The 14,255-nt window shown below is 32.1% G+C and carries 8 protein-coding genes; 3 read left to right on the top strand and 5 right to left on the bottom strand.

Annotated features, from left to right (window positions below; all coding sequences use genetic code 11):
* Nucleotides 1–34: 34 nt before the first annotated feature.
* Nucleotides 35–2,095: a tetratricopeptide repeat protein gene (locus HM981_RS03225; protein ID WP_179337135.1), complete on the bottom strand. Its 2,061-nt coding sequence runs from the start codon at nucleotides 2,093–2,095 to the stop codon at nucleotides 35–37.
* Between the two features lie 136 nt (nucleotides 2,096–2,231).
* Nucleotides 2,232–3,368, bottom strand: coding sequence for a response regulator (locus tag HM981_RS03220; RefSeq protein WP_179337675.1), 1,137 nt, complete (start codon nucleotides 3,366–3,368; stop codon nucleotides 2,232–2,234).
* A gap of 492 nt (nucleotides 3,369–3,860) precedes the next feature.
* On the opposite strand from HM981_RS03220, the gene HM981_RS03215 reads away from it, so the two are divergent.
* The 3 genes from HM981_RS03215 to HM981_RS03205 all read left to right on the top strand — a co-directional run bounded on the left by HM981_RS03215 (nucleotide 3,861) and on the right by HM981_RS03205 (nucleotide 8,047).
* On the top strand, nucleotides 3,861–5,117 hold the full coding sequence (locus tag HM981_RS03215) for an oligosaccharide flippase family protein (protein ID WP_179337134.1): 1,257 nt from the start codon (nucleotides 3,861–3,863) through the stop codon (nucleotides 5,115–5,117).
* A gap of 113 nt (nucleotides 5,118–5,230) precedes the next feature.
* Nucleotides 5,231–6,436 (top strand): glycosyltransferase, encoded by a 1,206-nt coding sequence (locus tag HM981_RS03210; protein WP_179337133.1) that lies wholly within the window; start codon nucleotides 5,231–5,233, stop codon nucleotides 6,434–6,436.
* A 405-nt stretch (nucleotides 6,437–6,841) separates the two neighbouring features.
* Nucleotides 6,842–8,047 (top strand): glycosyltransferase, encoded by a 1,206-nt coding sequence (locus HM981_RS03205; protein ID WP_179337132.1) that lies wholly within the window; start codon nucleotides 6,842–6,844, stop codon nucleotides 8,045–8,047.
* Nucleotides 8,048–8,287: 240 nt separating this feature from the next.
* Here the strand turns inward: HM981_RS03205 and HM981_RS03200 are convergent, their stop codons facing one another.
* The 3 genes from HM981_RS03200 to HM981_RS03190 are packed head-to-tail and all read right to left on the bottom strand — an operon-like array spanning nucleotide 8,288 to nucleotide 14,102.
* Nucleotides 8,288–9,802 carry a glycoside hydrolase family 2 TIM barrel-domain containing protein gene (locus HM981_RS03200; RefSeq protein ID WP_179337131.1) on the bottom strand — a complete coding sequence of 505 codons (1,515 nt, stop codon included), beginning with the start codon at nucleotides 9,800–9,802 and terminating at the stop codon, nucleotides 8,288–8,290.
* Complete coding sequence (locus HM981_RS03195) at nucleotides 9,796–11,013, bottom strand: hypothetical protein (protein WP_179337130.1); 1,218 nt, start codon at nucleotides 11,011–11,013, stop codon at nucleotides 9,796–9,798. Before HM981_RS03195 ends, HM981_RS03200 begins: the two co-directional genes overlap by 7 nt.
* Nucleotides 11,013–14,102 (bottom strand): hypothetical protein, encoded by a 3,090-nt coding sequence (locus tag HM981_RS03190; RefSeq protein WP_179337129.1) that lies wholly within the window; start codon nucleotides 14,100–14,102, stop codon nucleotides 11,013–11,015. The genes HM981_RS03195 and HM981_RS03190 overlap by 1 nt, the downstream gene beginning before the upstream one ends.
* Between the last annotated feature and the right edge of the window lie 153 nt (nucleotides 14,103–14,255).

Here is a 14,255-nt window from a genome sequence, read left to right as displayed (position 1 = left end):
TGCTTAACCACGCAACTAACCATACACAACAACGTTAATTCCTAAAAACTGCCTTTTTCATAAATTGCCATTTAAAACGTAAACCAATTTCAGTAAATGTAAAACCAGCAGCAGTTGCAGAAGCGATATTACTTCGGGTTCCGTATACATTTAATAAACTACGCTCAGAGAATTTGTAACCAAAAGCACCTTGTATTCTGTAAGCTGTTATTTTAGGATCATCTTCAATATACTGGTAACCAAAAGCTGCTGTGGCATTGTAAAACCATTCTTTAGGTTTTGCAGCCGCTTCATCTTTTATAAGATTTATAAATATTTCGTAATTATGAAATTTCTCTGGACTAAAATATACGGTTGGTAACTGATCCTTAAACGTAATGTATTGGTAGTTAAAACCAACTTTAAGAGATGGTTTTGGTAATAAATTATAATACAATGAAGTAAATAATAAGTTCCTTTTGTTACCATCATTTTGAGAGGTGTACATTAATTGTGTAAACCAGCCTAGGTTAAAATTAGTACCTAAATTATAGTTGGCGTAATAATTATTTTGCACCAATTCTCGGTCTAACAAATCGGCATTAAAACTTTCAATTTGTCTTTTGTAACCAACATCTAAGGTTTGTAGTTTAAAGGATTTAATATTAAAAGATAGATCCGTTAAAAGCTGTGTATAATCATCAGATTCTGTGCTTGCAGAAGTCATACCAGCAGTACCTTTAAATGTTATGCTTGGTATAAATTTGTAAGATAATCCTAAAGATAGATTATTAGAGGTTGCACTATTGTCTGTGATAGTGTTATTGGTTGTTCTGTAATTATAATCACCGAGTATAGCCACTTTTGTAGATAAAGGAAAGACTACATTACTATGAAATGAATAAGCTTTGTTGTCTCCATTATCAAAAGTATGTGCTGCTTTAGATTCTAAAGTAGGAGCAAAGCTATTGTTTAATTTATTTATAAAGTTTGTAGCATCTTTTTGGTTGTCGTAAAATTTTAAGGTGTTCTCTGCTGAGGTATAAGCTTCATCTGTGTAACCTAATGCTTTTAACACGTTGGCTTTTCCTAGATTACCATCAAAAGACGTACTGTCGTTTTCTAATATTTGGTTGTAATCGGTTAAACTCTTTTTAAAATTACTCTTATATATATTTAAAGTCGCACGTAAGGCTAAAACCCAGTTTTTGTTTGGGTTCTCAATAATTAATGTGTCAATTAAATTTGTTGCTGCTTTAAACTTCTTGTTCCAGATTAAAGCTTGTCCATAACGCTCTGTGGTTTGTTTAATAATATTTTGATCTGTGTTGTCCTTTAAACTATTAAAAGCTTCAGTACTAATACTAAGTGCTTTCTTTTCTTTGCCATTTAAATGTTCTACCAAAGCTAAACCGTTTAATGCTATGATTTTGTGTTCTGGTTGTTCTGCTAATCTGTTGTACATGATCTTTGCACTCTCTAGCTTATTCCATATTAAATAGAGATTAGCTAAGTTTAATAAGGTGTCTTTATCATCTCCATATAACTCAAGGTTTTTGGTTAAAAGCATTTCTGCTTTATCATAATTTTGTGCTTGTTGGTTTTGGTAAGCATAACCTAAATAGATATACTTTTTAGAGACTAAAGCATTTGGGTTTCCTGGTGAAACGTCTAAGGCTTTATTTACCATAGTTAAAGCATCTTCATATTCCTTTAAGTTAGAAAGTGTATTTGCAAAACCTAATAGTGCAGCAAAACTCTTTGGATCTTCAGTCACTAAACCTTGGTAATATACTTTAGCGTCCGTAAAGTTGCTATTCCATAATAAAGACTCACCATAATTTAGTTTTACTTCAAAATCATTTGGGTAATCGGCCAATAAATCTGTAAATAAGATGTTGGCTTCTGCAGCTTGTCCGTTAAGTCCAATAGCACGACCATAACACAAGCGTGCCGTTTTATTATTTGGGTAATCTTTTAATATAGTATTAAAAAACGTTTCGGCTTTTGCATATTTTCCGGTTTCTAAATAGGTAAACCCTTCTTGCATATCTTGAGCAAAGGTGAGCTGAACGACAAATAAGGCAAGTAAGAATAATAACTTTTTATAAGACATAATATATTTAATTAATTACAAGTGCAAGGTAGCTAATAGCATGGAATAGTTAATATGTAGTAACTGGTTACTCGACGATACAAAAAGCCCTTTCGTACTTAGTAATAAGTTTTGTACTCTTAATTATCAAATATTTCTATCTGTAATGAATTGCTATTTGGCCCAGTTGGCCAACAATTTTTACAGAATCCTTCATGGATAATTTAGAACCATCAGCATGAATCCATCTTTTTAATGGTTGTTCACAGATATATGAAATAGCTTGTTTCTTTCCGTAGTGCTTTCGCATTCTAATAAAGATTTCAACATCAAAAATCCAGCGTGTAATAAATTTATCTTTAAACATAAGATTAACGATGTCTTTATCCATGATTTTTGCGCCACATTGCGTATCGTTAAATGGCATACCTAATATGGTACGAATTATAAGGTTAATGGTTTTGCTTATAATTTTACGTGCAGATTCTTTAGTAATATCAGCACCCATTCTGCTCATTCTAGAACCACTAACAATTTTAAATTCTGAATGTTCAATGGTTTTTACTAAATCATCAAAATCTTTAAAATCTGTAGATAAATCTGCATCTAAATAGCCTATGTAATCTAATTGTGGGTCTTTAGCTAAATGCAAAACTCCTTGCCTTACAGCTTCTGCTTTACCACCATTTTGTTCACAGTCGTAAACAATAATATTATTTTCTCTTCCTTTTTTTAATGTATTTAAAACCTCTAAAGTCTTATCTGTACTACCATCATTTACAAAACAAAGTAGGTAGCCTAAGTTGCTATTAATAAAATCTAGAAACTCTTTACTAGAGAGCCTATCTTGTTCGTTATAACAAGGAATAACAACACCAACACAACGCTCTTGAAGCATTTGGTCTTTAGTAATTTTATTTTGTACTTTATTGGTCTTTATACCAAATATTCTATTTATTCTTACAGTAACCTCGTTAAGTGAAACAGGTTTTTTCATGTAATCATCAATACCTAAATCAAATCCGTCTATAACTGTATCTTCATTAGTATTGCCAGAAAGGACTAAGATTTTGGTGTCTGATTTTTTTTCAATTCTAATTTTCTTAACAACCTCTAATCCAGACATACCATCCATATTAATATCTACAATAACAATGTCTGGTTTAAACGTATCAAATAGAAGTAAGCCTTCTTCTCCTGATTGCGCACATTTTATTTCAAAGCCTAGATCGCTTAGGTGTTTTTCTAATGATAACAATATTAATTGTTGATCATCAATAGCCAATATTTTAATCATCTTAAGTAGGTGTTTTTGGGGTTGTTTTTTTGTAAATAGTTGTGGTTGAATTGATTTGCGCAATAAATGTAGCGTATTTTGGAAAGAAAACTATGGTTAATATCATATTTTTACCGATTAAATGATATATTTGTCTGTTTATCTGTGTTAAAATTACTTTGGGCTATTTGTTTAACTAGTATCAAATATTGGTTGAGCCCTATAGTTTCTTGAGTTTTATAACAAAACGACACTTATAATTCATTCGTCTAAAGCAAATTGTAACTGGACGAAATTTAATCCCTCTCCATTGATTCTTGATAGATATTTGTACAAGAAATCAAAGTAATTTTTACTTTAAAATATAGATCATGTCATTTACACTTAAAGAAAGTAATGGAGTCATTAATTCTGCTTTAACAAAAGTATCTAAAGGTTATATAGGTTTCTTATTAACACATAATAATACTATTGCAGTATCATTATAAAATATAAATCCAAAAGAAAGTTATGCAAATTTTAGCACTTTTAAAATCTAAAAAAATCACACCAGAGCAACTCTTTATGTTGAGTGTTTTAGCTGTAAATGGTGGAAATTATTTATACAACTTAATTCTTGGTCGTGTTTTAGGCCCAGCGCAATTTGCTGATGCAGCTGTATTAATTACTTTTTTATTGGTTTTAAGCTTTGCAGCAATGACATTTCAATTAGTAACAGCAAAGTTCTCAGTGCTTTTTGAAAATGAAATATTCGAAAGCTTCGTTTCAAAAATTTATAAAAATTCACTCTTGGTTGGTGTTATAATGGGATTACTTATTATAGTGTTTGCTGGCCAATTGCAAAATTTGTTTAACACATCATCTTCAAACATGTTTGTTGTTTTTGGCTTTGGTGTCCCGTTATACTTCTTAATGAGTGTAAATCGTGGTGTTTTTCAAGGAAAAAAAGCATTTAAGTCTTTATCTATTACGTATCAAAGTGAAATGTTAAGTCGTCTAATTATTACATTAGGACTTATCTTAATTTTTAATATTCAATCTTCTGTGGTCATTGCAGTTGGTATATTAGCTTCATTTGTTTTTGGTTTATTACCATTCAAGGTTCCAAAGCTTATTTCAAAAAAAGCTTTAGTATTAAGTGATACACATTCAAAAGAAATTAAAAGCTTTTTTGTTATTACAGCTTTTTATGAGTTAACTCAAATTATAATTAATAATAGTGATATACTTTTAGTAAAACATTACTTTGAGTCGTACGAAGCTGGTTTATATGCCTCTTTAGCATTAATAGGTAGAATAGTTTACTTCATAGCTTGGATGTTTGTGATGTTGTTATTACCAACTGTGGTACAACTTAAAAAGGATGGGAAAGAAACAGCACCAACACTTTTTAAGTATATTGGTTACATCGCAGTAATTTCAATTACGATTATAAGTGGTTGTTTAATTTTTCCGGAAACCATAATCACAATATTATTTGGAGATAGTTATATTGCTATGGCACCATTATTATGGAAATATGCCATTGCAACATCGATGTTTGCCATTTCAAATATTTTTGCCTATTACTATTTGTCTTTAGATAAATATATTCCTGTGGTTATTTCTGGTGTATTTGGTATGCTGCAAATGGGATTGGTTATTTTTTATCATGACAGTTTAGAACAGGTAGTACATATGCAAATTATAGCCATGCTATTGTTGTTAGCTATTCAATTAGCATTCTTTAAATACGATCAAATAAAAACGAAAAACACCTTAAGCTAATGTAAATTTTCCTTTCGTCTACAGATAAGAATACCTATCCAAAGACGACTGATTTAAATAAAGTAAAATCTCAAATTTACCCCAATTATCAATAACCTATAAAAGCATAAATCATGAAACTAGCAATCGTAACCGCATATCCTCCAAGTAAAGTTACTTTAAATGAATATGCCTATCATTTAGTAAAGCAGTTCAGAAAAAATGAAAAAGTAACAGAACTTATTTTGTTAACTGATAAAACTGAAGGAGCAAAGGATATTGAGTTTACTGAAGCTGGTTGCAAGATTACCGTAAAAGAATGTTGGTCTTTTAATAGCTATAAAAACATAGTATCAGTGACAAAAGCGATTAACCAAACAAAACCAGATTCAGTATTATTCAACTTACAGTTTATGAAGTTTGGAGATAAGAAAATTGCTGCTGCATTAGGTTTAATGTTGCCTTTTGTTTGTAAGCTAAAAAAGATTCCGAATATAGTTTTATTACACAATATTCTTGAAGAAGTTGATTTAGGAAGTGCTGGTTTTACCTCTAATAAATTAATGCAAAAAATTTATGGATTTATTGGTACATCCTTAACCAAACTAATTCTTCAAGCAGATACAGTTGCCGTGACAATGCAAAAATATGTAGACATATTAGAAGATAAATATGGTGTAAAAAATGTAAAGTTAATTCCTCATGGCACCTTCGAAATTCCTGAAGAACCAGATTATAAATTGCCAGAAGGTCCTTTGCAAATAATGACTTTTGGAAAATTTGGAACCTACAAAAAAGTAGAAGGAATGATTGAAGCGGTTGCGTTAGTGAGAGCATCTACAGGCTTAAATTTAGAGGTTGTAATTGCAGGAACAGATAACCCTAACGTGCCAGGATATTTAGCAAAAGTACAAGAGGATTACAAACATATACCACAAGTAAGATTTACGGGTTATGTTGAAGAGTACGAAGTACCAATTTTATTTAATGAAAGTGCAGTTGTTGTTTTTCCTTACACATCTACTACAGGTAGTTCGGGAGTTTTGCACCAAGCCGGAAGTTATGGAAAAGCTGTGGTTATGCCCGACTTAGGGGATTTAGCTTTATTAGTGCAAGATGAAGGTTATAGAGGTGAGTTTTTTGAGCCTACAAGTATAGAAAGTTTAGCAAAAGCAATTGAAGCAATTGTTACTAATAATGCCTATAGATTAGAACTTTCAAAAACAAATTATAAAGCGGCAACAGCACATCCAATGTCGCAAATTGCTGAATTATATTTAGAAACTTTCAATACAATTAAAGAAAAAAAATCAACAAGATTAGCTACGGCTTCAGTATAACAAAATAACTCATTTATTAAATCGTAGTGTTCTATCTGTGATAGTTTTGGACACATTGTTTAAATCATAAAAAATCCAAGGTCTTAATTGCAAGGTGTTAACCGCAATAAGTACTTGGATTTTTTTGTACTACGTCTTCAAATTAAATCTGATTTAGATTGTGTTGAAGGTTCTCTTCATATAATAATTTTAAATATAGTTACCTTTCATGTCATCAGAATTAGCTAGTTGTTAATCATGTTGTTAGATGGTTTTAGAACCAAATCAACAGAACTCTAAAAAGCTTTATCTAAGGATTAATTCCATTCGTCTACAGTAAAAGTTGTCCTATCGAAACTTTCAAAAAGGAGCGTTATATATGCCCAAATTTGCAGTGTAATTAATTAACCCTTAAACAGTAAGATAATGAAACTAGCAATAATAACAGCATATCCACCCAGTAAGGTTACTTTAAATGAGTATGCCTATCATTTAGTAAAACAATTTAGACAAAAAGAAGAGGTTACAGAACTTATCTTGTTAACAGATAAAACAGAAGGGGCAAAAGATATTGAATTCATAGAAGAAGGTTGTAAAATAACAGTAAAAGAATGCTGGTCGTTTAATAGCTATAAAAATATAGTTTCTGTAACAAAAGCTCTTAATAACACCAAACCAGATGCCGTATTATTCAACTTACAGTTTATGAAATTTGGCGATAAGAAAATTGCAGCAGCTTTAGGGTTAATGTTACCATGGATTTGCAAGCTGAAAAAAATTCCAACCATTGTTTTGTTACATAATATTCTTGAAGAGGTTGATTTAGGAAGCGCTGGCTTTACATCAAATAAGTTAATGCAGAATATCTACGGATTTATAGGAACGTCCCTAACAAAATTAATATTAAAAGCAGATGTTGTGGCTGTTACGATGCAGAAGTATGTGAATATTTTGGAAATTAAGTATTTAGCTCCTAATGTGAAATTAATACCTCATGGAACATTTGAAATCCCGAATGAACCAAACTATAGGTTACCAAAAGGTCCTCTACAAATTATGACTTTCGGAAAATTTGGAACTTACAAAAAAGTAGAAGCAATGATTGAAGCAGTAGAATTAGTGAGAGCTAAAATAGGTTTAGATCTAGAAGTTGTTATTGCAGGAACAGATAACCCAAATGTACCAGGTTACTTAGCAAAAGTACAAGAAGATTATAAGCACGTGCCTAATGTAAGGTTTACGGGTTATGTAGAAGAAAGTGAAGTGCCAAAACTATTTAATGAAAGTGCAGTAGTCGTTTTTCCTTACACGTCTACAACGGGAAGTTCAGGAGTATTGCATCAAGCAGGTAGTTATGGTAAAGCCGTAATAATGCCTGATTTAGGAGATCTAGCTTTACTAATTAAAGATGAAGGTTATAAAGGTGAATTCTTTGAGCCAACAAGCGTAGAGAGCTTAGCCAATGCTATTGAAGCCATTGTTACCAACGAGTCGTATAGATTACATCTTGCGGTATCTAATTATAAAGCAGCAACAGCACACCCAATGTCTCAAATTGCAGATTTATACTTAGCCGAATTTAATACTATTATAAATAAAAAAAGAAACAATACTGCGGTACTTTCAGCTTAATTCATCCAAATAAATTGAGCGAAGTTATAATTGTCTGCCTACTCAGATTGAACCTATATTACTGTTTTTTAATAATCGAGATCACCCTTTTTTGCCCCAAATTAATTACAACCCCTATTTACAATTAGAAGTCCCTAAATTCTGATTGTATGTCATAAGAATGCAGAACTGAAGAATCTTTTAAAAGATTGAGTTAGTTGATTAAAGATTCTTCACTGCTTTTTATGCTGTAAATACACTCTAATTAGAAATGTATTTAAACGATGCCTTTTTTGCCCCATTTTTATCAATAAACCCAAAGTGTTTTTGAGTATTACGACGCCAAGGACGACTACCTACAACATCCGTTGGCACATCCGTAAAATCATATAAAGTCCAAGACATAAATTGCAAATTATTAGCGGCAATTTGTTCTTGGATTTTTTTGTGGTAATTAGCTTGGTCTTCATCAGATGATCCTAAAGGTTTCCAAAAACCAGAGTAAGAAGATATTCCAAATTCTTGAAGTACTAAGGGTTTATTAGGTATTTCAGTTTTCATGGTTTTTATAGCATCATCTAAATGTTCTAAATCCTCATAATAATGAAACGATATAAAATCTACTTTATCCTTTAATATGGAAGCACTTTGCGTGTTAGACCAACCAATAGTTACAGGGTGAATACTATCTACCGATTTTACCAAATCAATCATATTATCTAACCAAGCAATAACAACGGCTTTTTGCCGAGATTCAAAATCTAAATTGGGTTCGTTTTTAATATCCCAAGCTAACAGTGCGCTGTGGTCTTTTACGGCTTCAACTATGGTTTCTGCGTGACGTTGATTTAACGTCCAACTCATCACAGAATAATCGCCATAGAAATCGAATAAGGTTAACACCACTTTTAAATTATGCGCTTCTGCTAAATCTAAAGTTTCTTTAAGCTTTTCAAGTTTTTTAGGATTTACATGTTCTTTGCCGAAGTCTTCATATTGCACAAATAAGCGTACCGAATTTAAACCAGCATCCTTAATAATTTTAAAGTCTTTAGAAATAGTATCTGCAGAGAATTCGTCACCAAACATATTCCAAGGATTAGCTTGCGGATAATAGTTAATGCCTTTTATATTCAAATTATCAACCGAAATAGGTTCGGTTTTAGCATCGTAAGTCTCAGCTTGTTCTTTTACTAAATGTCTAATGCGCCAAAAGCCATCTTCTAATAAAAACACCATTTTGTAGTTAGACGTTTCGGTAGTTTCTAAAATGACCTTTTCAGCTTTAAAAACACGTTTGTATTCTATAACATTTCGGTCTGTTATCACAGTCATTTGGCCGTCTTCACTAAAAAATTCTAAAGTAGGATTGTGTTTTAGTGTCGTCGCTTCAATAGTAATGTCTTCGGCTTTATTTAATTCAATAAAACGGTATAAATTTTCTCTAGCGCTATCTGTGTAGTAATCTTTTATTCCGGCTGGCTTATTGGTTTTATAGGCTATTTGTTTTACATACCAAGCGTCTAAATAATTGCTTTGTAAAGCGTTTAACGTTTGGTTGTCCATAGACCGACCTTCATTTTGTAAAGGTTCCCAATCTATTTTGGGTAAATACTGTTCTACTTTCTGTATTTCTGTGTGCAACATGGTGCTTCGGTCTGCACCTGTATTTAGATAACTAAATAATGCGCTTACACCAGAAATGATTAGGGCTACAATCATAATGTATGAGGCAATTAATATAGAACGTAGTATGTTTTTGTTAAGACCTACCATAGTTCTTTTGATTTAAATTCTTTTGATAAACCAGCTGTTTCAATGCTAAAATTGTAGGTGCCATTGTTATAAATAGCTGGTTTTAATTTGAAATTCACATAACCATTAAATGATGTTTTGGTTATGGTATTAATGAGTTTTTCGTTTTGATATATTTTCAATTTTACATGCAATCCATCTGGAATCATTTGTTGCATAAAACTTTGCAAAGGACCAACAATTATAGTTCTATTTTGGTCTGAAAAAGTAACGTCGAAATCTTCAATAACTTGTTTGTAGTTAAGCGAAATATTATCACTTTCTGCCATGCCATCAACATAGGCTTTAATGTTCCAAGTATCTTCATAATCTGGATGAATCATTTTTGAAGTCGCAACACCATCTATTGTTGTGCCTGTGGTTTTTAAAATATTACCTTCAGAATTGGTGATAAAAAAGGTGACGAAAGTACCATCGCTAATCACATTATTCTGTTTGTCTTTTAATATTGACGTGGTGAATGTTGTGATTTGATTGCCATCTGCATAATCATGTGGTCGTGATGCCGAAATTTTAAAATCCGTCGGAATTGCAGGCATCACATTAACGGTAAATTCTTTAGAATTGATGCCAATACTTTCTGAAGAGACCAACATACGTCCACTTTCTTTTTTAGAATACATATTCCTCCACGAAATTAAATTCTTCGTGTAAATGTCATTGGTTTCTTCTGAAGCTAAAAATTGATGCTTCGTTTTTACCAAAGTATTTGTTGGTACAGGATTGTCTAATGAGTCCGTTGGGATTACAACCAACATGGTGTAATCTGTTCCGCCAGCTTCAATGCTTGGTGGTCCAATATAGGTTTCTAAAGTCGCGACTTCTGCTTTTGGGTTGATGTTGAATACACCTGAAATAGATTCATTTTTAGCCAACAATTTCCAATTAACAACACCTATTTTTTTAGTGATGTTTTCAGGAATAAAATATTCTAACGTGTTGTTTTTTAAAGTTGAAGAAATCACTGTTGAGCCATAACTATTAGAGCAATACAATAAGGGTTGTTCTACTTCAGAAATTGAAAATTTTAAAACGATGTTAGTGCCAACTTTAAAATCGGTTTGTGTGGTTAGTAATTCAATTTTATTAACCGTTTCATTTTGTTGTATAACAGCAAATGATGATAATAAAATCAAACCTAAAAGAAACAGATATGTGCGTTTAAGTGGCATTAATTCGGACTTCCTATATACGTGTTAATTTCTATTTTAATATAACTAAAATCAGGATGCTCAATAGCTTGTAATTGCGCATTGGTATGATTTTGTATTCTATTTGGTACTATTTTATCTGAAATATTTTCGTTTGGTAAACCGTTTACAAAAATGTTTTTCATGCTATCATTAATGATGTTTACTTTTCCATCTTTCAAGATAGTGTATTCAAAATCTTGCTTTCGTTGTTGCCTTACGCCTTCTTTTACAAATAAATGGTCTACCCAAACCATGTTTTTATTCGCATCATAATAAGTGATTAATAGCTGAGGTATGGTAATTTCTTGAATACCACTATTAAATAAATTTCCGTTTATAAGGTTATCTTTAATATCAATAGCACTTAGCACCACGTTTTTATATAAATCAGAACCAGAAACATTTCCTGCGACTTGTAAATTGAATTTTGTAGGTTGTTCTTCAAACTCAATAGGCGTAAATTCATCTGGATTAAACGTATCTGGAATAGAATCTTGTGTTTTAGACCAGGCAATACCTTCAAAATTAATACGGAAACTACTCGATTCTTTTGGCATTAATTTATGCTTCACATGATACTTAGCATTGTAGGTTGCCAATTCTTTATTATCGTCATTGTACAAAGTACCTTTCAAAATAACATCTGCAGGTACGTTGTCTATATTTTGTACTTCGCCAATAATAGCATAACTACCATTGTGTTGTACCAATTTAGCCGAAACTACTTCTAAAACAGGTTGTTTTAAAATGTCTTCGTGATGTGTTTGTTCTGTGGTAATGCGTCGTCTACCTTGGTTAAAATATTTAGTTGCATTATCAGAATACAGTTGGTCTGGTGGCAAATCATTGTTTAAATCATCTGGCTGTATGTACCATTTCCCTTTGTGTTTAGATAAGGTTTTGTAATCAACTTTTTCAATTTTTTCTAAAGGTGTAATCCATTGACTAACCACTTTTGCAGAAACCGTACTGTCGTTATGTTTGGTGATTTCAGTTTCAATAGCATCCATTTTGGCATAACTACTCAAAAGTCCATCGGTAACTGAGATTTCTAACATGTATTGCGCAATTGGTAGTTGACTTTCTGGGTCAATTAAACTATGTGCTTTTTCAAATTCTTTAAAATCTAAAGCATCGTAATAGGCAATAATGGCATTTTCTGGACTGCGTTGCGAATCGTTTTTGAGATAGAATAAATAGATGCCATAAAAAACCACGACGATTAATATGAGCGACCAAATATGTGTGACGCGTAAGACATTGCGATTAAATTTATCATAAGTAACTGAATAGTTTAAAAAGTCTGGCAAAGGTTTAAATCGTGTCTTTAACATATTTACCCAAAGCATTTGAATATTTAGAATAAATGCTATTAAAACGGTTAAAAAAGGCATAATTCCCCAATGTATCTTTAACCATTTAGCAACATCTTCTTTTGGTAAAATAGAGGATACTGGTGGAATGTTGAGACGTTCCCAAACCATAATACCGTTTTCTAATTGTCGTAGTCGTTGCCAACCACAGAAATAGAGGATTGGGTCATAAAATTTATCGTTAGAAAATATGTATTTGAGATTGTATTTTTCTGGTGTGGTTAAAAATTGTTGTAAAGAACCAATACCTGCAACACCTTTAAATTTAGAATTTTCTAAACGCTCAATGGGTCTTGTGGTTAATTCTGGTAAGCGTCTTGCAGAATGGTAATTGCCATCAACCGTCATGGCATTAGTCTGTGCACTTAACCAAGCCATTTGGTCTCCAAAACCTAGTGTTAAAAATCGCCATTTATCGTGGTCATCTTGGTTTAAGAAATTCACAATAGGTAACATTTTTATTTTTTGAGGTTGCGATGGTCTAAAGTAGTTTAAGCTCATGGTGAAAACGACCATAAATACAGCTAATCCTGCTAATAATCCACCAATAATTCTGTGATAAACAGCACCAAATTTAGACTGAATGAGTTCTTTTAAATCACCTTCAACAAAACGATAGGCAAATTCTCCCATTAATGGTATAGATAGGATAGAAGCCCAAAGCGTAAATCGGTCTAAGGTTAATATATTAAAAGCAGTCTCACCTAACATTTTGAGGGGAATAGACGTTGTGCCACCAGTTCCTAAAATGGTACAAATGGTAACTGATAATCCAAAAAATAAGTAACGCTTACTATAATATCTGTAGAATATATATGGAAGTAAGACGAGTAAAATTCCCCAAGGAATCAAAAAGAAGACGAGTCCAGAGGATGTGATTTCTAAAAAGTTATCACGAGAACCATGAGGAATAGGAACTTGCGTAATTGGGTTGGCTTTAGAATTTAACCAATACGGAAAAATACAGCCTATAATTAAAACTAAGGACAGCATTCCAAAGCTTACAATACGTTTAAAGAGTTTGAAAAAAGTATTCAGGAAGAGTTTGAATGTCACTTCTTTCATAGAATTGACTTGCTCTCTCGATACATCCATAATAACCATACCAATTAAAGGAAAGATAAAGAAGACCATTCCGAAAATGGGTGTGACATGATGTGACGTAACCGTTACAGCTATTAAAGACAATGACGTTGCCAAATACCATTTCTTACCTGTTTTTAACCATAAATAGATTTCTGGTAAAGCATGCATCAATACCGAAACACCAACAATACTAGGTAATTGCCCAAAAATATGAAGCGTTTCTACAAACGAAGACGAGAACACAGCTAATAAAGATGCATAACCAGCAACGGTTTTATTACCTGTCATTAATAAGGAAAAGCGATACGTACCTGTTATAAACAAGACAATAGCAATAAGCGCGACACTAAACATCCCAAATTTTAAACCACCAATCATAGAGAGTAATCCAATAGATTGATGCACTAAAGGTGGATAACTCTGAACGGTAAAACCTGTGTACCATTCATAGTTCCAAGGTTCAAACCAGCTATTGGCATAGTGGTCTGCAAAGAACAAATGGATTAAGGCATCATAAGTAGTTTCTAAAGTAAAGAATATAGCACTACCATGAAACGCTAATCCTAAAAGTAGCGCAGCTATTAAATATTTATTTGAGGTTTCTTTCATTAAAAGCCTAAGCTATATTGATATGGTAAAGATATATAATTTTGATAGGGGTTTATTTTTTAATTATCTATAGCAATCTACCACTCGTCTACACTAAAATATAGGTTCGGCTAAATTTCAATTTTAGAGCCATCTTCTCCAGTACTTTTGACC

The organism is Winogradskyella ludwigii (assembly GCF_013403985.1).
Classification (GTDB): domain Bacteria; phylum Bacteroidota; class Bacteroidia; order Flavobacteriales; family Flavobacteriaceae; genus Winogradskyella; species Winogradskyella ludwigii.
Note: the sequence above shows the minus strand (reverse complement) of the source record. Positions and strands in the feature narration are given on the sequence as shown.

What these genes read in the sequence shown, in the direction of transcription:
- HM981_RS03225 (WP_179337135.1), bottom strand. Translation starts at nt 2,095, where the DNA reads ATGTCTTATAAAAAGTTATTATTCTTACTTGCCTTATTTGTCGTTCAG.
- HM981_RS03215 (WP_179337134.1), top strand. Translation starts at nt 3,861, where the DNA reads ATGCAAATTTTAGCACTTTTAAAATCTAAAAAAATCACACCAGAGCAA.
- HM981_RS03210 (WP_179337133.1), top strand. Translation starts at nt 5,231, where the DNA reads ATGAAACTAGCAATCGTAACCGCATATCCTCCAAGTAAAGTTACTTTA.
- HM981_RS03205 (WP_179337132.1), top strand. Translation starts at nt 6,842, where the DNA reads ATGAAACTAGCAATAATAACAGCATATCCACCCAGTAAGGTTACTTTA.
- HM981_RS03200 (WP_179337131.1), bottom strand. Translation starts at nt 9,802, where the DNA reads ATGGTAGGTCTTAACAAAAACATACTACGTTCTATATTAATTGCCTCA.
- HM981_RS03195 (WP_179337130.1), bottom strand. Translation starts at nt 11,013, where the DNA reads ATGCCACTTAAACGCACATATCTGTTTCTTTTAGGTTTGATTTTATTA.
- HM981_RS03190 (WP_179337129.1), bottom strand. Translation starts at nt 14,102, where the DNA reads ATGAAAGAAACCTCAAATAAATATTTAATAGCTGCGCTACTTTTAGGA.